Source organism: Prevotella sp. E13-27 (assembly GCF_023217965.1).
GTDB lineage: Bacteria > Bacteroidota > Bacteroidia > Bacteroidales > Bacteroidaceae > Prevotella.
The window spans coordinates 1,039,818-1,060,511 of the sequence record NZ_JALPSC010000001.1 but is presented as its reverse complement, the minus strand read 5'-3'; the positions used below and the strand labels follow the sequence as shown (position 1 = coordinate 1,060,511).

At 50.8% G+C, this 20,694-nt stretch carries 18 protein-coding genes; 12 read left to right on the top strand and 6 right to left on the bottom strand.

The window, feature by feature from the left end:
* Nucleotides 1–66 precede the first annotated feature (66 nt).
* Nucleotides 67–594 carry an RNA methyltransferase gene (locus M1L52_RS04470; protein WP_248613675.1) on the top strand — a complete coding sequence of 176 codons (528 nt, stop codon included), beginning with the start codon at nucleotides 67–69 and terminating at the stop codon, nucleotides 592–594.
* Here M1L52_RS04470 and M1L52_RS04465 read toward each other — a convergent pair.
* Both M1L52_RS04465 and M1L52_RS04460 read right to left on the bottom strand, forming a co-directional pair.
* On the bottom strand, nucleotides 539–1,654 hold the full coding sequence (locus M1L52_RS04465) for a glycosyltransferase family 9 protein (RefSeq protein ID WP_248613673.1): 1,116 nt from the start codon (nucleotides 1,652–1,654) through the stop codon (nucleotides 539–541). The genes M1L52_RS04470 and M1L52_RS04465 overlap by 56 nt on opposite strands.
* A gap of 102 nt (nucleotides 1,655–1,756) precedes the next feature.
* The gene (locus M1L52_RS04460; protein WP_248613671.1) at nucleotides 1,757–2,362 is read right to left on the bottom strand and encodes a DUF4254 domain-containing protein; all 606 of its coding nucleotides are present in this window, start codon (nucleotides 2,360–2,362) and stop codon (nucleotides 1,757–1,759) included.
* A gap of 135 nt (nucleotides 2,363–2,497) precedes the next feature.
* On the opposite strand from M1L52_RS04460, the gene mutS reads away from it, so the two are divergent.
* On the top strand, nucleotides 2,498–5,218 hold the full coding sequence (mutS, locus tag M1L52_RS04455) for a DNA mismatch repair protein MutS (RefSeq protein WP_248613669.1): 2,721 nt from the start codon (nucleotides 2,498–2,500) through the stop codon (nucleotides 5,216–5,218).
* Here the strand turns inward: mutS and M1L52_RS04450 are convergent.
* The 4 genes from M1L52_RS04450 to nadA all read right to left on the bottom strand — a co-directional run bounded on the left by M1L52_RS04450 (nucleotide 5,215) and on the right by nadA (nucleotide 10,421).
* Nucleotides 5,215–7,044 carry a sensor histidine kinase gene (locus tag M1L52_RS04450; RefSeq protein ID WP_248613667.1) on the bottom strand — a complete coding sequence of 610 codons (1,830 nt, stop codon included), beginning with the start codon at nucleotides 7,042–7,044 and terminating at the stop codon, nucleotides 5,215–5,217. The two genes, mutS and M1L52_RS04450, sit on opposite strands and share 4 nt — an antisense overlap.
* Nucleotides 7,045–7,083: 39 nt before the next feature.
* Entirely contained in the window at nucleotides 7,084–7,914 is an 831-nt protein-coding gene (gene lgt, locus M1L52_RS04445) for a prolipoprotein diacylglyceryl transferase (RefSeq protein WP_248613664.1), read from the bottom strand.
* A 402-nt stretch (nucleotides 7,915–8,316) separates the two neighbouring features.
* A complete protein-coding gene (gene ychF, locus M1L52_RS04440; RefSeq protein WP_248613662.1) occupies nucleotides 8,317–9,417 on the bottom strand; it encodes a redox-regulated ATPase YchF in 1,101 nt (366 codons plus the stop codon).
* 32 nt (nucleotides 9,418–9,449) lie between these two features.
* Nucleotides 9,450–10,421 carry a quinolinate synthase NadA gene (gene nadA, locus M1L52_RS04435; protein WP_248614570.1) on the bottom strand — a complete coding sequence of 324 codons (972 nt, stop codon included), beginning with the start codon at nucleotides 10,419–10,421 and terminating at the stop codon, nucleotides 9,450–9,452.
* 606 nt (nucleotides 10,422–11,027) lie between these two features.
* Here nadA and prfB point away from each other — a divergent pair.
* From prfB to M1L52_RS04385, 10 genes are all read left to right on the top strand, one after another.
* Entirely contained in the window at nucleotides 11,028–12,146 is a 1,119-nt protein-coding gene (gene prfB / locus M1L52_RS04430; RefSeq protein WP_248613654.1) for a peptide chain release factor 2, read from the top strand.
* 52 nt (nucleotides 12,147–12,198) lie between these two features.
* Nucleotides 12,199–12,558: a four helix bundle protein gene (locus tag M1L52_RS04425; protein ID WP_248613652.1), complete on the top strand. Its 360-nt coding sequence runs from the start codon at nucleotides 12,199–12,201 to the stop codon at nucleotides 12,556–12,558.
* A gap of 62 nt (nucleotides 12,559–12,620) precedes the next feature.
* On the top strand, nucleotides 12,621–12,779 hold the full coding sequence (locus M1L52_RS04420; protein WP_248613650.1) for a hypothetical protein: 159 nt from the start codon (nucleotides 12,621–12,623) through the stop codon (nucleotides 12,777–12,779).
* Nucleotides 12,780–12,881: 102 nt separating this feature from the next.
* A complete protein-coding gene (locus M1L52_RS04415) occupies nucleotides 12,882–13,364 on the top strand; it encodes a CYTH domain-containing protein (RefSeq protein ID WP_248613648.1) in 483 nt (160 codons plus the stop codon).
* 505 nt (nucleotides 13,365–13,869) lie between these two features.
* Nucleotides 13,870–15,090 (top strand): OmpA family protein, encoded by a 1,221-nt coding sequence (locus M1L52_RS04410; protein ID WP_317231471.1) that lies wholly within the window; start codon nucleotides 13,870–13,872, stop codon nucleotides 15,088–15,090.
* A gap of 20 nt (nucleotides 15,091–15,110) precedes the next feature.
* Complete coding sequence (locus tag M1L52_RS04405; RefSeq protein WP_248613646.1) at nucleotides 15,111–16,073, top strand: FimB/Mfa2 family fimbrial subunit; 963 nt, start codon at nucleotides 15,111–15,113, stop codon at nucleotides 16,071–16,073.
* 33 nt (nucleotides 16,074–16,106) lie between these two features.
* Nucleotides 16,107–17,000, top strand: a complete 894-nt coding sequence (locus M1L52_RS04400; protein ID WP_248613632.1) for a fimbrillin family protein — start codon at nucleotides 16,107–16,109, stop codon at nucleotides 16,998–17,000.
* Nucleotides 17,001–17,042: 42 nt separating this feature from the next.
* Nucleotides 17,043–18,068, top strand: a complete 1,026-nt coding sequence (locus M1L52_RS04395; protein WP_248613631.1) for a fimbrillin family protein — start codon at nucleotides 17,043–17,045, stop codon at nucleotides 18,066–18,068.
* Nucleotides 18,069–18,272: 204 nt separating this feature from the next.
* Nucleotides 18,273–19,256: a fimbrillin family protein gene (locus M1L52_RS04390; protein ID WP_248613629.1), complete on the top strand. Its 984-nt coding sequence runs from the start codon at nucleotides 18,273–18,275 to the stop codon at nucleotides 19,254–19,256.
* A gap of 36 nt (nucleotides 19,257–19,292) precedes the next feature.
* Nucleotides 19,293–20,381 (top strand): hypothetical protein, encoded by a 1,089-nt coding sequence (locus M1L52_RS04385; protein ID WP_248613623.1) that lies wholly within the window; start codon nucleotides 19,293–19,295, stop codon nucleotides 20,379–20,381.
* Nucleotides 20,382–20,694 lie beyond the last annotated feature (313 nt).

Below are 20,694 nucleotides of genomic sequence, written 5' to 3'. Positions count from 1 at the left end.
ACTAACCAAATTCCCCTCCCCTCAGGAGGGGTTAGAGGTGGGTTTCGGAAGTTACGCACCATAGAAATGAATCGCCTCACGGTTGAGGAATACCAGGAGGCAGAGAAGATGCCGCTTGTCATCGTTCTTGATGACGTGCGGTCGATGTATAACGTTGGATCAGTGTTCCGCACCAGTGACGCGTTCCGCTTAGAGAAGATATGCCTGTGCGGCATCACCTCTACCCCGCCCCACGCCGAGATCCACAAGACAGCACTCGGTGCCGAGGACAGTGTCAGCTGGGAATATTATGATACTGCACTTGAAGCCGTTGAAAAACTGCATAAAGAGGGCTACACGGTCTTTTCTGTGGAACAGGCGGAAGGTAGCACCTCCCTACCCTCTTTCCACGCTCAGCGAGGCTGTAAATACGCTGTAGTGATGGGTAACGAAGTAAAAGGCGTCCATCAGGAAGTGATAGACGCCTCAGATGCTTGTCTTGAGATACCTCAGTTTGGCACAAAACACTCAATGAATGTCAGTGTCACCACAGGTATCGTCATTTATCAGTTTGCAAAAGACCTGCTATTTTCTCAACCACCTGTTCAGGTGTGATGTTGTTCATGCATGCATAGTCGCCGCGCATGCATGGCTGCTTACCGTAGATGCTGCACGGACGGCAGTCGAGGTCGGCACACTGCACAATGTTGTCATGACTCTGCTTCCAGCCGAGGAAGCCGGCATAGGGATGCGTTGCGCCCCAGATGCTTACTACAGGCGTGCCCGTCAGCGATGCCATGTGCATGTTTGATGAGTCCATAGACACCATGACGTCCAGATGGCTCATCAGTATAAGCTCCTGATAGAGGTTTTCTGTGTTTTCACCAACATATAGGCTCTGCTTCCAGCGCTTTGTCCACTCAGAGAATGCAGCCTCCTCCTTCTCGCCTCTTCCGAAGAAGAATATGCGAGCCTTCGGATAGCGCTCAATGAGCTTCTCTATGACCTCCTCCATCTTCTTCAGAGGATATATCTTTCCCTCGTATGTGGCGAAAGGAGCTATGCCTATCCACTGCTCCCATGAGCGCTTCTGACCAATGCTCTTCGGCAGCATATTAAGATTACCTGTGCCTCTCACCAACTCGGCAGCATTATCGCCGTCGGCAGGGGCTGGCATAACGTCAAAGATAGAACGGAAATTAAGGTATTTCGGATCTATGGGATAGCCCAGCTTTGCGAACACATCGAGATAGTTCTGGAAGGGTGTTGGCAGTGGTCTCATCACCTTTTTAGGCTGTTTAGCCACCAGATTCCGCCTCATGTTACGGTGCTTGTTCAGATGAGCCACTTTGTAGTTGCCGAGCTTGAACCTGAAACGCAGATACTCACTCCTAAGCACACTATGCAGGTCGGCAATGGCAGTGAACTGTTTCGCTACCAGTCTGCGGAACAGCGCGTTAAGTCCTTTCAGTCCATGGTACTCGTTCTTCAGGTCGGCAGCCATGAAGTTAACGTTTGGTGCCAGGTCCTCAAAGAACGTACGCGAGATAGGACGGCTTAGCACTGTTATGCGCAACTCAGGATACTGCCGTGCCAGTGCCCACACTACAGGCACCGTCATGGCCACATCGCCAAGAGCCGAAAAACGTATTATGAGTATGTGCTCGTGTTTCACGGGTGTTTTTGGTTTTTCTAGTTTTAGCTAGTCTGACTAGTTCCACTAGTTTAACTAGTTCCACTAGTTTAACTAGTTCAAACTAGTTTTTCCTAGCTTTTCCTAGTTTTTCTTGTAGAGTATCGGGTTTGTGCTTGGGTCGTTATACATCTTCATTTGACGATATACCTTCATCACCTTGCGGCCGGCCTTATAGTCGTCGAGAAGCTGGTCAATGGCGAGCGACAGGTCTTTCTGCTGTTCCAGCAGCACATCGAGCTTCGCAGCACAGCGCTGACGGTGCTCCTCGTCGGCATCCTTACGGTCCACCTGCTCCTGCATGTGATAGATCTTCAGTGCAAGTATTGACAGACGGTCCACAGCCCACGCCGGACTCTCTGTGTTCAGACGTGCGTCGGGTAGGGGAGTAACGTCGCTATAAACGGTACGGAAATACGTGTCAATCTCTTCCACGAGATCTGTGCGGTCCTGGTTTGAACGGTCAATGCGGCGCTTCAGAGCGAGAGCTTCCGTCGGGTCGATGTGCGGATCACGGATGATGTCCTCATAGTGCCACTGCACGGTGTCTATCCAGCATTTCAGATAGAGGCTGTGGTCTATCGACTCGCGCTCATAAGGGTTACGTATTGGTGTGTCCACATTGTCCGTCAAGTGGTAATCAGCAATCACTTGTTGGAAGATTTTGTTGGCATGTTCTGTAAAAGTCATATATATTTTTTGTTACATGTAAGCAAATTAGTATGCAAAACTAATCAAACTTTTTTAATTCTGCAACAAAACGTCCTATTATTTAAGCATTATTACTTAAAAAGTTTGTATCTTTGCAGACAAAATACTAAAAAGATGGCAAAAAAAGAAGGGCAACTGACGCCCATGATGCAGCAGTTTTTTGACCTGAAGAAGAAACATCCCGATGCAATATTGCTGTTCCGTTGTGGTGACTTCTATGAGACCTATTGCGACGATGCAGTCATTGCGTCGCGCATCTTAGGTATCACACTCACCAAGCGTAACAACGGTTATAATAAAGGTGACGAGATGGCGGGTTTCCCCCATCATGCTCTCGACACCTATCTTCCCAAACTCATACGTGCCGGCAAGCGTGTCGCCATCTGCGACCAGCTGGAAGACCCCAAACTGACGAAGAAGCTCGTGAAACGAGGCATCACCGAACTGGTGACGCCAGGTGTTGCTATGAGCGACAATGTCCTTTCCTATAAAGAGAATAACTTCCTTGCTTCGGTCAACTTCGGCCGTGCCGTCTATGGTGTTAGCTTCCTTGACATCTCTACCGGTGAGTTCCTGGTAGGGGAGGGGACACCCGACTATGTAGAGAAGCTGCTTGGCAATTTCCAGCCGAAGGAGGTGCTGTTCGAACGCTCCCGCCATCAGGACTTTGAGCGCTTGTTCGGCAACCGTTTCTGTACCTTCCAGCTCGACGACTGGGTTTATTCCGAGGAGACAGCCCAACAGAAGCTGTTACGCCATTTCGGTGTTAAGTCACTGAAAGGCTTCGGAGTGGCCCACATGCACAGCGGCATCGTTGCTGCAGGTGCCATTCTCCATTACTTAGAGATGACCCAGCACACGCAGATAGGACATATCACAAACCTGTCGCGCATAGAGGAAGACAAATATGTGCGTCTTGACAAGTTCACGCTGCGCTCGCTTGAGATTCTGCAACCCATGCAGGAGGACGGCCGTTCGCTTCTCGATGTGATAGATAACACTGTCTCGCCCATGGGCTCGCGCCTGCTGCGTCGCTGGCTGGTGTTCCCGCTGAAGGACAAGGCACCTATAGAAGAGCGTCTCGATATGGTTGACGAGTTCTTCCGTGAGCCGGCCCTGCGCCAAAGCATCGACGAGCAGTTGAAGCGCGTAGGCGACCTAGAGCGCATCATCTCTAAGGTGGCCACAGGACGCGTATCACCACGCGAGGTGGTGCAGCTGAGGGTAGCGCTCGAGGCAGTGGGGGTGCTTAATGGGGTTAATGGGTCTAATGGGGTTAATGGGTCTAATGGGCTTAATGGGCCGGATGGGACCCAAAACGCCCAAATTGCCCATATCGCCCATCAAAAAGAAATCGCCCATCAAAAAGAAAGCCCTCTCTCTCAGCTTCTCTCGCGTCTCGACCCCTGCTCTGAGCTTCGCGAGCGCATACGCCGCGAGATAAAGAACGACCCGCCACAGCTCATGCAGAAGGGTGGGGTGATCGCCGACGGTGTCAACGCTGAGCTCGATGAACTGCGCCACATCGCCTATAGCGGCAAGGACTACCTGCTGCAGATTCAGGAGCGCGAGGCACAACTAACAGGCATACAGTCTTTGAAGATAGGCTATAACAATGTCTTCGGCTACTATCTCGAGGTGCGTAACACCTATAAGGATAAAGTGCCACAGGAGTGGGTGCGCAAACAGACACTTGCCAATGCCGAGCGTTATATCACCCAGGAGCTGAAGGAATATGAAGAGAAGATTCTCGGTGCCGAAGACCGCATCATCTCACTTGAGCAGCAGCTCTTCAACCAGCTCGTCATCGACATTCAGAAATATATCAGTCAGATACAGTCCGACGCCATTCTTCTGGCGCGTCTCGACGTGCTTCTGGGCTTCGCTAAGACGGCAGAGGAGCATCGCTACGTGCGTCCTGTCATAGACGAGAGCGAGGTGATAGACATCCGTCAGGGACGCCATCCTGTCATCGAGACACAGCTGCCACTTGGCGAGAGCTATGTGCCTAATGACATACACCTCGACAACGAACACCAGCAGATAATGATTATCACTGGTCCGAATATGGCCGGTAAATCCGCTCTGCTGCGTCAGACGGCCCTCATCGTGCTACTTGCCCAAGTGGGCTGCTATGTGCCCGCAGAGAGCGCGAGAATAGGTCTGGTGGATAAGATTTTCACTCGTGTGGGAGCTTCTGACAACATTTCTCTTGGTGAGTCAACATTCATGGTAGAGATGACCGAGGCGGCAAGCATACTTAATAATGTGTCGCCACGCTCGCTGGTACTCTTCGACGAGCTGGGCCGTGGCACATCTACCTATGACGGCATCTCCATCGCCTGGGCCATAGTGGAGTATCTGCATGAACAGCCTAAGGCACGTGCGCGCACCCTCTTCGCCACCCACTATCATGAACTTAACGAGATGGAGAAGTCGTTTGCGCGAATAAAGAACTATAATGTATCGGTTAAAGAGGTTGATGGCAAGGTGATCTTCCTGCGCCGACTGGAGCGTGGCGGATCAGAACACTCGTTTGGTATCCATGTGGCCGACATTGCTGGAATGCCACGTAGCATAGTGAAGAGGGCAGGTGTGGTACTGAAACAGCTGGAAGCCTCCCACGGCCCCTCCGAAGGAGGGGAGGGTCGTGTTTCCAAACCTACTAAGGAGATTGCTAACTCTCGCGAGGGCATGCAGCTTTCTTTCTTCCAACTTGACGATCCTGTGCTCTGTCAGGTTCGCGACGAGATTCTAGGGCTCGACATCAATAACCTCACACCCGTGGAAGCTCTTAACAAGCTCAACGAAATTAAGAAAATTGTAAAAAGTTAATCTACCATCGGCAAGGTGAGCACGAATCGTGCGCCACCGATGTATTCTTTATCGATGGTAAGGTCGCCACCGAGCTTCTTTGCTATCTGCTTGCTAAGGGTTAGACCAAGACCAATGCCCTGTTGGAAGGAGTCTTCCTTGACGAAGCCTTCAAAAATCTTGTCCTGCATATCCTTGCTGATACCCTTTCCTGAGTCTGCCACGCTGACTATCAGTAGCTTACCATCAGTTGACTGTTCGCAATGTACGCGAATAAACCCTTCCTTTGTGAACTTAATGGCATTCTGTATGAGGTTATCCATAATCTTGCGCAGACCTTCCTCGTTGGACTTGAACTGCACGCGGTTTATTACCTTCGTGGTGTATTTCAGCTCAACGGCACCACTCACCTGATTGCGATAAGCATAGAGCAGCGACGAGAAGAACTGGTTGCAGTAGAACTGCTCACTCTGGTCGGCATACTCGTTAGACTCCTTGTCGGCCACACGCAACATCTCATCAACAATCTTTGTAATGGCTTCCACGTTCTCCTTGATACGCTCAAGAAGGTCCTTACGCTCTTCTTCAGGCAGGTCCAGTCCAGGAGTATTCAGAATGTCATTGAAGCCGTTGATGGCATTAAGAGGCGTACGTATCTCATGACTCACCGAGCGCACAAACTCAAGTTTCATCTTCTGGCTCTCCTCGGCCATGGCGAGCGTCGATGCCAGCTGTTTATTCTTTTCTTTCAGTTCAGTAGTTACCTTTCGGTTATACATTACAAAGTAGAAGAGAATACCAATGACTGCTGCTGCCAGCACTATAACTATGATAAGCATCACCAGACGGTCATGGGCAGCCTTTGACTCCGTGCGCGACACACCTACCTGGGCACTCATCTCGTTAAGATTGGCGAAGAGCATGTCAGAGTTTAGTGAGTCAACAGTCACAGCACGCTGCTCTGTCACTCTTAGCGCCTCCTTGAAGTCTTCCTTCATCTTCAGTATGGTGATGCGCATGTCGTAGGTGGTAATCAGGTTCAGGTCGCCTGTGCGCGAATGGCGCAGCTGTGTAAGAGCCTCGTCATAATTCTTGTCCATAGCCATGTTAGCCAGTCGCAGAGTCTCCATACCATAATTATCCAGACGCTCCTGGTTATCGCTGTGATACTTCATGTATTCAGCATAGCTCTTCCTGAAGTGGAACTCATCGTTGAGGGCAAACATTATCATACAGTCGAGGAACAGATATACCTGACGGTATTCAGGGAATATGATACTCTCCTCCTCGTATCTGTCGTTCCAATATTTGGCATCTACAGGGTCACGGAACATAAGCAGATAGGCCATACGAGAGTATATAGCCATGCGACTGCCCTTATCGTCCGACGGCAGGTTGCTTAGAGCCTGTTCGTAGTAGTGTTGCGCCATGTGGTAGTTGCCACGGTTCTCGAACACTGTTCCAAGCGCCATATAAACCATGGAATAGGCATCAAATCCCTCTTCCTCCATATCCTGCAGCATCTTGTTTGCACGCTGCATGGCGAGGTCGCTGTGGTTATTCTCTGTGTCGTAGAGACAAATGTTCAACTGCATCTTATAATAGCGCGACGGCATGTTCTTCTGTCTGTAGAAGTCACACATCTCATTGGCAATCTTATAGAATGCCTTCTCATGGCCTATCTGGTTGTAGGCATCGAGGAACTTACGGTATAGCTGTGCATGTAAAGAGTCATTTTGAAGATCTTCATCTTCCGACGCAGCAACAGTGGTAATGCTACCAAACAGCATCACAAACAGCAGCGACAGCAATGAAAAAGTCCTGTAGAGAGATGGTTTTTTTAGCATAAGAAACAGTTTTAGTTATAATTTAGTCAGTATGTGTAATTACAGTTTTTGTCCTTTCTTGAATCCTTTAACCATATACCACGCTCCAACGACGATGAACGGCACTGACAGCAGCTGTCCCATGTCGAAGAGCATGGCTTCCTCGAATGATTCCTGCACCTCCTTAGTATATTCTATGAAGAAGCGGAAGGTGAAGATATATGTCAGACAGAGTCCAAAATAGAAGCCTGTGCCAACATATTTCGCCATGCGGTTCTTGTAGAGCACTATCATTATCACGAACAGCACGGCATAGGCTATGGCCTCATAGAGCTGTCCTGGATGACGTGGCACCATATCTACACGCTCGAAGATGAACGCCCAGGGCACATCGGTCTGACGACCTATTATCTCTGAGTTCATCAGGTTGCCCAGGCGTATGAAGCACGCTGTGGTGCCTGTTGCTATGGCTATATTGTCAAGCACGCGCCACAGTCCCACGCCTGTATGCTTCACATAGAGCACCAGCGCTATTATAAGTCCGAGCGTACCGCCATGCGACGCAAGTCCTTGATAGCCAGAGAACTGCCAGTCGCCATACCTATCGAAATGTATTGGCAGGAACATCTCTACAACTCCTTTCCACGAGGTGAGGAAATAGTCGGGCTGATAGAAGATGCAATGGCCCAGTCGGGCGCCTATCAATATGCCCAGGAAGCAGTAGAGAAACAGCGGTTCAAACAGCTCGTCTTTTATCTTCTGATCTTTAAACAGCTGTCTTACCACAAGATATGCCAGCAGCAAGCCCAACAGCCAGCACAACGAGTACCAGCGGAAGGCGAAACTGCCTATCTTAAAGGCTTCAAGGTCGGGGTTCCAGTTAATAAACAAAAACCCACTACCCCAAAAACCACCCCCTGCCCCTCCCGAGGGGAGGGGAGATGATATAGACGGTAAGGTGTCTGATATCGTAGAAACAATATAGATTACTGTATTTATTATATCAAATAATGATGCTATCATTTATTCAAGTTTCTCAAATTGTTTTTTTCTTTCAAACGAATGCTTTTTTTTCTTGAAACGAATTATCCTAATTAGGCCTAATTTTTTTCACGAATTTTTATAATTATATTTTATCATTGCATGATAATAATTAGTATAATTCGTGGGCCAAATTAAATTTAATTAGACAAATTCGTTTCTTGAAATATTATGTTCGTTTCTATTTTATTCCCCTCCCCTCGGGAGGGGTAGGGGGTGGGTTTTAGGAGACGGGGTTCAGGGGGATGGGTCTTACACATTAAACCTAAAGTGCATGATGTCTCCGTCTTGAACAACATAGTCCTTGCCCTCGACACCCATCTTGCCAGCCTCGCGCACGGCAGCCTCTGAACCATACTTCAGATAGTCCTCGTACTTTATGACCTCGGCACGAATAAAGCCCTTCTCAAAGTCGGTGTGAATGACACCTGCGCACTGAGGAGCCTTCCAGCCCTTCTTATAGGTCCATGCCTTCACCTCCATCTCACCGGCTGTGATGAATGTCTCGAGGTTCAGCAGAGCATATGCCTTCTTGATGAGACGGTTCACGCCGCTCTCCTTCAAGCCCAGCTCCTCAAGGAACATCTGCTTGTCCTCATAAGACTCCAGCTCAGCAATATCCTCTTCGGTCTTAGCTGCGATGACCATAGTCTCGGCACCCTCCTCACGGGCTATCTCCTCGATCTTCTTGGTGAAGTCGTTGCCGTCCTTGGCATCCTCTTCGGCTACGTTACATACATAGAGCACAGGCTTTGCTGTGAGCAGGAACAGGTTGCGGGCACAGTCCTGCTCTTCCTTTGACTCGAACTCCACGATGCGTGCATTCTTACCCTGCTCAAGCACCTCTTTATAGGCCTTCAAAACGGTCACCTCCACCTTAGCATCCTTGTTGCCAGCAGCAGCAGCCTTCTCAGTCTTTGCCAGACGGCTCTCTATCGTCTCGAGGTCCTTCAGCTGAAGCTCGGTATCTATGATTTCCTTGTCGCGCACAGGGTTGATTGTGCCATCGACATGGGTGATGTTATCATCTTCGAAGCAACGAAGCACATGGATTATGGCGTCGGTCTCACGAATATTTCCAAGGAACTTATTACCCAGCCCCTCACCTTTTGAGGCACCCTTAACAAGACCTGCTATATCTACTATCTCACATGTTGCAGGAACGATGCGTCCTGGATGCACCAGCTCAGCGAGCTTTGTCAAACGCTCGTCAGGCACGGTAATCACGCCAACATTTGGTTCTATCGTACAGAAAGGGAAGTTTGCTGCCTGAGCCTTAGCGCTCGACAGACAGTTGAATAGTGTGCTTTTACCTACGTTGGGAAGTCCAACAATACCACATTTTAATGCCATATCTTTATCCTAAATTTATTTTTCTTTATTGTTTAACTCATCTGCAGCATTCGCTCTATTGGCTTCACTGCAAGCTCAGCTATCTCTGGGTCAACCTCTACAGCTGGCTGTCCGTTCTTCAGAGCATCATATATCTTCTGCAGAGTGTTCATCTTCATATATTGACACTCGTTGCAAGAAGTGCAAGATGAATGAGAGTCACACTCCTCACTTGGAATCTCTGGCGGAACAGGAATAAACTCCTTGTCAGGACACTGACGCTGAAGCTCGTGCAATATGCCTGCCTCAGTAGCCACAATATACTGCTTGGCGCTATTCTGCTTAGCATATTTCAGCATGTCGGCAGTAGAACCCTTAACATCAGCAACAGCCAGCACAGGAGCCTTACACTCCAGATGGGCCATAACCACTGCCTCAGGATGCTCCTTCTTCAGGCGTACTATCTGCTCAACGCTGAAACGCTCGTGAACATGACAGCCACCATTCCACAACAGCATGTCGCGTCCTGTCACCTCATTTATATAAGAGCCGAGGTTATAGTCTGGACCAAAGATAATCTTCGCGTCCTTTGGCAACTGGTCAACAACCTTCTTCGCGTTGCCAGAAGTGACAACAACATCGGTCAGAGCTTTCACAGCAGCTGTGGTGTTAACATAAGACACAACCATATAGCCAGGATGTTCATCCTTGAACTTCTTCAGGTCCTCGGCACGACAAGAGTCAGCCAGCGAACAACCTGCTGCAGGGTCAGGACAGAGCACCAGCTTCTCAGGCGACAGCAGCTTACATGTTTCAGCCATGAAGTGAACGCCACACATCACTATAACCTTCGCATAGGTCGCAGCAGCCTTGCGAGCAAGAGCCAGCGAGTCGCCAATGAAGTCGGCCACTTCCTGAATGTCTCCAGTAGTATAGTAGTGTGCAAGTATTATTGCCTGCTTCTCACGACAAAGGTCACGTATGGCAGCCTTCAGATCTGAAACGTTTGTAGGGGTTTTCAACATCACATTATTTTATTAATTATTTTTTTCTTTTCTTTTTAAAATAGAATGTTAAGTATGATGTGACGTTGATAAGTTGATAACTTCTTTGGCTTTTTCTTGCCTGGAAAGTTATCAACCCATGGTCAACATGTTATCCACACCAACTGTTAACTCTTATTCTTTGAAAATGAGAACGATGCATGTTTTATCCACCGTTTCGAAATTCGGTGCAAAATTAATAAGTTTATATCTTTTTTCATCAAAAAAGAGTGGAAAAGTGATGAAAAACCCGTGCAAAACACTGTTAATTTGCACACCCATCCCTTCCGTTCATTTGTTTTCACCAGTTATTAAGTGTTTATCCACACACTTATCCACAGAGTTATCCACACTTTTCAACAGCTGCAATTCTTATTAAACTATGCTGTAGTACTGACTAGACTATACCACAGCTCTGACTAGACTGCACTATAGTTTAGTAAGAACACCACCACAGTTTAGTAAGAACACCACCATAGTTTAGTAAGAACACTAGCATAGTTTAATAAGAATTGTAAGTTGTCTTTAATACGAAAAAATTTTGTGGATAATTATTTTCGCTGTACCTTTGCACCATAATTAATAATAATGATTACACAAGATCAACTGAAAGACGTACTGGATAGGACAGAGAAACTCTATCACTATCTGAAGATTGACCAGAAACAGGTGGAGTATGAAGAAGAAGAACTTCGTACACAGGCACCCGACTTCTGGGATGACCGCCTGCGCGCGGAGGAACAGATGAAGAAGGTTAAGGCTATCAAGAAATGGATAGACTGCTATCACGACTGCCGTGCTAAGGCCGACGAGCTGCAGCTGGCCTTTGACTTCTACAAAGACGAGCTCGTAACCGAGGAAGAGGTCGATGCCGACTACCAGCATGCGATGGCTGCTATTGAAGAACTTGAGCTTATGAATATGCTACGCCAGAAGGAAGACCCTATGGACTGTGTGCTGAAGATAAACTCTGGCGCCGGCGGCACCGAGGCACAGGACTGGGCACAGATGCTCATGCGAATGTATATGCGCTGGGCCGAGGCTCATGGCTACAAGGTGTCTATCTCCAACCTTCTCGATGGTGAAGAGGCAGGCATCAAGAGTGTAACTATGCAGATAGAGGGCAACGAGTATGCCTATGGCTTCCTGAAGTCAGAGAACGGCGTTCACCGTCTGGTACGCGTCAGTCCATATAACGCTCAGGGCAAGCGCATGACATCGTTCGCTTCAGTATTCGTCTCACCACTTGTCGATGACACCATCGAGGTATATGTCGATCCTGCGAAACTGTCGTGGGACACCTTCCGCTCGAGCGGTGCCGGTGGTCAGAACGTGAACAAGGTGGAGTCGGGTGTGCGTCTGCGCTATTGGTACACCGACCCTGACACTGGCGAAGAAGAAGAGATACTCATCGAGAACACAGAGACGCGCGACCAGCCAAAGAACAAGGAGCGTGCTATGGCTCTGCTCCGCTCACAGCTCTACGACCGCGCCATGAAGAAACGTCTCGAAGCTCAGGCAAAGATTGAGGCTGGCAAGAAGAAGATAGAGTGGGGTAGTCAGATTCGTTCTTATGTCTTCGATGACAAGCGCGTGAAGGACCATCGCACAAACTATCAGACCAGCGATGTTGATGGAGTGATGAACGGTAAGATAGATGAGTTCATAAAAGCGTATTTGATGGAGTTTCCAGTGACGGAGGAGTAATTTAATTAGTAATTAGTAATGAATAATTAGTAATTATGATTAGTTCTGCAATATGAAAAGACCTGAGAATACTATTATCATAAAAACAGAAGCATTTGCTGATAGGATTATTCGTATGTGCAGATACCTCACAGATGAAGATAAGGGAGAAAAAGACGCTATCAGACAAATATATAGAAGCGGTACTAGTGTTGGTGCTAACACTGCAGAGAGTCAATATGCACAAAGCAGAGCCGATTTTCTTACAAAAATGACTATTGCTTTAAAAGAGGCTAACGAAACCAAGTTTTGGTTAGGTCGTTTACATTCAGAAGACGCTCTTAATGATAAAGAATATAATTCTATTAATGATGATTGTGTTGAAATAATAAAGTTATTAACAAGTATTACCAAAACAATAAAAACAAAATAACAATTAATGAGCAAAGGTAATCATAATTACTAATTACTCATTACTAATTACTAATTAACATTATGTCAAAGAAAGAAGAACAGCATCTCAATGCTAAGCAGAAGGCTTACGAAGCTAAACAGTCAAAGAAGGCTGAAACAGTAGTAAAGACTATCATCGGTGCACTTATCCTTTTGGCTATCGCCTATATCGGATGGGTGATGTTCATGATGGGAGTGTAATAATTAGAGGTTAGAGGTGAGAAGTTCTTTGCAAGCAAAGCGTCACTTCGTGCCGAGCGAGAGGCAAGAGGTTAGAGTATTATCTCTAAACATTGAAAAGAAATGATTGAAATAGAACGCAAATTCCTTGTCACCGACGAAAGCTACAAGCAGCTTGCCACGAGCCATAGTCGCATACGCCAAGGCTATATATGCAGTGGCCATGGGCGGACTGTACGTGTGCGCCAGCGTGGTGACAAAGGCTATCTTACCATCAAGGGACCGTCACTCGATGGCGGTCTCTCCCGCTATGAGTTTGAGAAAGAGATAACGCTCGACGAGGCCGACCATCTCTTTCAGCTCTGTGAGCCAGGCATCATCGATAAGACCCGTTATCTCGTGCCATCAGGCAGTCATACCTTCGAGGTAGATGAGTTCTATGGCGACAACGAAGGTCTCGTCATGGCTGAGGTAGAACTGTCATCACCCGACGAGCCATATCTCGCGCCCTCGTTCATTGGTCAGGAGGTAACTGGCGACCATCGCTACTACAACTCACATCTGCGCAAAAATCCATTCAAGGACTGGGGAACACCGACTTTTTAGATCATGGGGACAGGTTTTTGAATGAATTCGTCGAATTCACTTCAAACAACCTGTCCCCATGATCCCGTTTTCCACCCTGCACATAACACCAATAACATAAGCCAGAAGCCCCAAACTTCTGGCTTTTTTTGAACATTTTCTTTGGAAATTCAAAAAAAAGACGTACTTTTGCCCCACGAAGAAACGAACGACGAGTATGAAATATACAGAGCAAAGCTGGTATGCTTTAATATTAGACACATTGTAATTTCCTTTTTTTTTATGTACCGCAGAGAGTTAAATAATGCCAACGCAGTGAAAAGAATGACCGATTCTTTTGGCCATTCCAATAATTTTGCTACTCTCTCTCTCTCTCTCTCTCTCTCTCTCTCTCTCTCAGGTACTTAACAGCCAGTCCACCTTTATTAAAATTCGCGCCCGCGCGTGTAAATATACGGCTTTCCATGCTTTCTGCCATGGGAAGCCTCATTGTTTTTTGTCTATATCTAATCCAATTTTTATTATTATGAAAAAAGCAACTTCTATCCTCATGCTGCTGGCGATGCTGGCCGCAGGGGTGCAGACGGCCTTTGCCCAAACCGACAGCCGCGACTACGATCGCGGTTGGTATGCCGGGCTGAGCGGCGGCACCTCCTTCGGTCAGGCCACGTTCCGCAGCATCACCGAGAGCAAGACCCACTGGGGTGCTCAGTTCGGTGTCTTCGGCGGCTATCAGTTCAGCCGCCTGTTATCAGTTGAAGCCCTCGCCACGATGGGCGGACAGAAGCAGACGTCGCTCGACTGCGACCCGTTCTGGCTCGCTACCGACGGCGAGTTCACCTTCGCCCCCGTCCTGGGCAAGCAGGGCAACTACTACCGCGACCTCGAAGCCAAGACCCGCTGGATGCGCTTCGGGCTGCAGGCCAACTTCGACGTGCTGTCGCTGCTGACCCAGCCGACTTGCAAGTGGTCTGTCACGCTGTCGCCGCAACTATCTGCCGTCACTACGCGCACCAAGCATCTTGCCACGGGCTACGAGCAGGAGTTCGACCGCCAGTGGCACCTCGGTTTGGGCGGTCAGGCTGCCGTGGGCTACCGTGTGGCCAAGAACGTTGGCCTACAACTCTACGGCGGCATCACCTGCCTGACGGGCGACCGCTTCGACAACATCCCCAAGTACTGCCACAAGAGCAACCTCATGTATGAGGCCGGTCTGAAACTGTCGTATCACTTCGGGAAGAAGGGCAAGGCCGCTCCCGTCGTGGAAGAAGCCGCTGTCATTGCAGAGCCTGAGCCGCAACCCGTGGTTGAGGAAAAGCCAGTGGTGGAAGAAAAGCCGCAGCCCGTTGTGGAGAAGGCGCAGCCTGTAGCAGAGACCACTGCCGTGGCAGAGCAGAAACCCGAGGTAGAGGAAGCCGCTCCTGCAGAACTGCCCGTCATCTACTTCGCCCACAACAGCAGCCGCCTCTCTGCCGACGAGACTGCGAAGCTCGATGCCGTAGCCGACATGATGAAGGCACAGCCCGAAGTGACGCTGAGCATCGTCGGCCACGCCTCCAACATAGGCAGCAAGCAGTACAACCGCAAGCTCTCTCAGCGTCGCGCCAACAGCGTGAAGCGTCAGCTTGTGCGCCGTGGCATTGATGCCAGTCGTCTGAAGCCTGTCAAGGGCAGGGGCATCGACCACGATGCTGCCGACAGCCAACAGGCCCGCCGCGTGGAACTGATTATGAACGAACAAAAATAAGTCAGCGTATGAAAACAACAATGATAAAGAAGATAGCTTATATTTTAAAGTCCCTCATCCTGACTCCCCTCCTCTTGGGAGGGGTTGGGGGAGGGCTTCTTTGCGCCTGCTATCACGACAAGCATGAATTTACCCCCAACGAGTACGACGGCAAGCCCGTGGGCTATGTCGCTCCGCAACTCTTGTGGGAAGACCCCGCCGATGCCGCTGCCATTGGCTCCGTCAACGCCCTCTCGTTTCAGGTGCAGGGTGCTAATGGCGTGAACCGCGCCCGCTCGTTCTCATCCATTGAGGAGAGTGCCGACTGGCTACAGCAGTTGCCCGTAGGCGAGTACGACATCCTTGTCACTGCCGACATGGACGAGCCGTCGGGCTACATCCTCACCGCCACGGGCGCACCCAGCGAGAACATGCTCGTGCCCACCAGCGTCTCGCTGAAAGCCCCCGCCTCGTCGCCCCGCCAGTCGTGGTATGCCGTGACCCACGTCACCATCCGCGAGGACGAGATTACCGTGGCCGAGTTCAAACTCCAGCGCCTGCTGCCCACGCTCACCGTCAACGTGACGGGCGTTCCCGCTGGCACCACCGTGGCGATTGCCGTAGAGCAGGTGGCAGAGAGTGTCATGCTCACTGAGAAGGATGCCGCCGGTCGCTATGGCGTACCCATGGCAAACCAGACAGCGGCAGACTTCGGCACCCTCGCCACCGTGGCTGACGGTTCCGCCTTCGGAATGGAGAAGCGCCTGATGCCCACCGCCGCCAGCCAGAGCCGTTCGCTGCTGCGCATCACCACCACCGAGGCCGACGGCAATGTGCTCGTCTCTACCGCCGACTGTCCCCGCATGGAATTGGGCCGTTACTACACGCTCGACTTCCAGTATGCCGCCCTCGCTCCCTACATGCGCTTCGAGGCCATGACCATCAACGACTGGACGGAGGGCTGGACCATTAGCGGTGAAATCCTGAATCCCACCAATAAATAATAAACAATGTATCACAATAAAAACAACAACAAGATGAAAAAACTCAGATTCATCCCTCTGGCTGCCCTCGGTCTCCTGGCCGCAGCGTGCAGCAGCGATGACGCGACTTCTGCCGGTCAGCAAGCCGCAAAAAACATCACCATCGAGGCGAGCATCGGTGACTTGACCCGCGCCACGACAACGGGCAATACCACGGTGTTCAACGCTGGTGATGGTGTCAGCATCTACGCCTGGACAGGCTCGGCTACGACGGTTCCCGCCGACAAGGTGGTCAACGGCGTTGTCAATAGCCTCGGTACCGACGGCAAGTGGACACCCGCCACGCCCATGCTCTGGGCCGACATGGTGACAGCCCACTACTTCCTCGGCATCTATCCGGCACGTACGGTCAGCGACTTCACCGCCGACCCTTACACGGTGGACAACACCGACTATGAGAAGAGTGACCTGCTCGTGGCCCGCCAACTCAGCGGACTCACTGCCACGCAGAACCCCGTCTCGCTGACCTTCGACCACGCCATGGCGAAGCTCTACGTGAACATGAACTTCCGCAACCAGTGGGATGCTGCCCCCGAGGTGACTTCCTGTGAGGCTACAGCTGCCAAGAGCTGCACCATCGACTATCTGGCTAAGACCTACGCTGCCGGTGAGCAGGACGCTGTCGCCCTCACTGCCAAGGATGCTGCCGAGGGCTATGCCCGCAGTTTCAGCGGCCTGATGATTCCGCAGACGGGCTTCCGCACCGTCACGCTCACCATCGGTGGCCAGGCCTACGTCTATACCCACGCTGAGGACATCCCCCTCGAGGCAGGCAAATATACCATCGTCAACCTCATCGTGGGCCGCAACAAGATAGAGTTCGGCTCCGTCAGCATCAACGACTGGACTGAAGGCTCTACCATCAGCGGCGGACAGGCATTGCAGTAACATTTTATTTCATTATTTATAATCAAATCAAATTAAAGTATTATGAAAATCAAAAACATTTTCTTCGCAGCCGCAGCAGCCATGGTGCTGACGGCTTGCTCCAGCGACGACGCTATCGAGACCGTACAGCAGCAGTCGCAGTTCCCCGAGGACGGCGTGATGCGCTTCACCACCAACCTCGTTGACCCCACCATCGCCACCACCCGCGCCAGCATCACTGGCAGCGACGTGAACCAGAACGGTCAGCAGTTCCAGGTGAAGATTGTCAACCCCACATCAGCCACCTACAGTTACTTCAATACCGTACAGTTTGACGGCACTGAGTGGACACCCGTGAACCGTATGCTCTGGCAGAACGACCAGCAGAGCATCACCGTGACTGCCGCCTACAAGCAGGGCAAGACATTCAGCGACTATGAATTCATCGTCGGTGCCGACCTCACCGTGGCTGCCGACCAGAGCACCGAGGCCAAGCTGAAGCAGCAGGACCTGCTGACCATGCCGACTAAGACCATCGCCAACCCCTCTATCGAGGAGACGCTGATGCAGAACGGCAAGTTGGTCATCAACTTCTACCACGCCCTGGCCAAGCTCGACGTGACGCTCGACCTGGCCAACGAGTTCTACAAGGTTGCCCCGAAGCTGAACAACGCCTCGGACATCACCGAGTTCACCATCAAGGGCACCAACGCCGGCTACCAGTTCAATGCCATGGAGACTGCCAACGAGAACTACGGCACCGTGACCGCCGCCGCTACTCCCGTTGCTGCCGACATCCTCGCTAACCAGTGCGCCTTCACCGCTGGCACCGATGCCGACATGCACAGCCATGCCACCTACGAGGCCATCGTCGTGCCGCAAACCATTGCCGCCGGTGCCCTGACCGTATCGTTCAAGATTGGCACGCGCTCGTTCTCATGGACCAACACCGAGGCCATCACCCTGGAGCAGGGCAAGCACTACACGCTGCCCCTCACCGTAGGCTATGACACCGTGACCCTCAATGCCCGCGCCTTCAGCGCCAGCTCATGGGAAGACCAGCCCGGCGACAACCTCGGCACGGAGTAAGTGAAGCGTGAATTTATTATTTTAACACGAATTACCACGCTCCGAGCTAGCTCGCCTGAGCACCTATAAGAAGAAAGCAATGAGCGAAGAATTATCCATTAATTATTCACGAATAGAATTATATGAGAAATTACATGGTCAATTACATGGCAATTACATGTTAAAAAAGAAAGTAAGTAATTTATGTCAAAAGAAAACAACAATATGAAAGCAACAAAATATCTTTCCATGGCAGCCCTCGCCCTCATGGGCACCCTCGCCAGCTGCCAGAGCGACGACGAGGTCACAACAGGCTTCCGTCCCGACAATGCCGTGAGTCTTAATTTCTCCGTAGGCTCGCTCCAGGGCACCACCCGCAGCAACGCCATCGCCACCGACGACACGCAGCGCGAGTTCAACGCCGGCGACCAGATTGCCGTCAGCACCAACGACCAGGAGGCCGTTCTCTTCCAGTGTACGTCAACCGAAGACCAGACATGGACTGAGGCAGTGCCCAACAAGTTCCTCCTCTGGACACAGAACATGCTCACCTTCTCGGCCTACTATCCTGCAACCACCGGCACGTCGATGACCACCTTCACCGTGCCCACCGACCAGAGCAGCGTGGCAAAGATAGCCCTCGCCGACTACATGACCCGCCAGCAGGTGATCTCACGTCCCGAGGGCGGCAGCGACATCCAGATGCAGCTGGAGCGCAAGATGGCCCGCGTCATCGTACGCATCAGCGGCTTCGGTAGCCAGTACCGTGACGACCAGAAGACCGTCGACAACGTACGCATCTACAGCGAAGCCAGCGGCATTGCCGACGGCAATCCCACGGGCAGCAGCACCGAAATCCAGCCATACGCACAGGGCAGCAACGATGGGTGGGGCTGGAGTCAGAACTCCACCTTCACCGCCCTCGTAGTGCCTGGCTATGGTGACAGCGGCGCCCGCTTCATCCAGCTGAGCGACGGCGAAGGCAGCACCCTCCTCGTGAAGGGCATCCCCGAACTGGAGGCAGGCAACAGCTACACCTTCAACCTCGTAGTGGGTAAGAACAGGATTGAGGTGGCAAGCGTCACCGTACAGGACTGGACCACCGGCGAGACACTCGCAGGCGGACAGGCACAGGAGCAGGCTGGTAGCGGTGATGTCATTCCTGGCAGTGATCCATACACACCTGGGGGCGATCCCTTCTCATTCTAATCCACACAGTGTAGAACCCATAAAAATGAAACGACAATGAAAGCAACAAAGATTTTCATGATGGCTGCACTGGCTCTGACATTTGCCGCTTGCAGCAACGACGACAACGACATCGCCCAGCAACCCGATAACAACGAGATAACCATCACCGCAACCGTCAGCTCCGACGACGCCACGACCCGCGCCCTGAGCATCGACGGAAGCAACATCGCCTCGACGTGGGAAGCTGACGATCAGTTTGCCATCCTGTACAACGACGGAACGAGCAACGTGAAGCGCGTAGCTACGGTATCGAGCATCAACGGTTCGACCGTTACCATCACGTTCACCATTCCTTCATCGCTGGCCAACAACACAGCATGTAAGATAGTCTATCCTGCATCGGCTGCCAACGCCGCCAACACGGGTGCTGATGTCGCAACAGCACTGGCCGCGCAGGGCGGCACCATCGGTAACTGCCCCGAAGTGCGCGTAGGCACGGCCACTATAGACAAGGATAATCACAACCTGGCTGGCGTCACGAAGCTGGTCGCACAGAATGCTATCTTCAAGTTCACCACCAAGAATGCCAACGGCTCGGCTACCATCGACGTGAATTCGCTGACCATCACCATTGGTGCGCAGAACTACGTCATCACCCCCGCTTTGGCTACGAGCGAGCTCTATGTCGCCCTGCCCGCCGTCAGCGATCAGGCCGTCAGATTCTCTGCCACAGGCAGCGACAGCAAGACCTACACCTGCTCTAAGGCCAGCGTGACCTTTGCTGCCGGCAAATACTACCAGAGCATGCTGAAGATGGCTCCCCCCATCACCGTAACGTGGAACAACGATGATATAACCGGCAGTGGAAATTCTTTCACCAAGGACGGTGTCACTATAAATGCCGGCTCTATAGACTTCGACGAAAAGAGTTTCGAGGAAAACGGAACATTTACCACCACCCTCGGCAACTTCACCAAGATTGAAGTAGTAGTGACTAATGGGTTTTGTGACGTATCAGGCACAGGCTGGTCGGGCAACGAAGTAAAAAGGACCTGGACCGGCAATGCCTCCAGCGTATCGTTCATCGGAGATATTTATGGTGATGGCAATGGCATCAAGTTTGTGTTCACCATTGAGCCGTAGAACTGAACGCTCCCCGCTCGGGTTCTGTACCCCGCGTGAGGTAAACGATATCGTTCTTTGAACAAACAAGATCATGGGGACAGGTTTTTGAATGAATTCGTTGAATTCACTTCAAACAACCTGTCCCCATGATCCATAGTACTGACTACGCTATGGCATTGTTTAGACTGAACTGTAGCATAGCCAAAACTGAATTGCGATGTGGTTCTGACGATACTATTTTACAAACTCGTCGAGTTTGGTGACCAAAGTCGACGAGTTTGGTGACCAAAGTCGACGAGTTTGGTTTTTGGCTTAGTCATATTTGGATTAC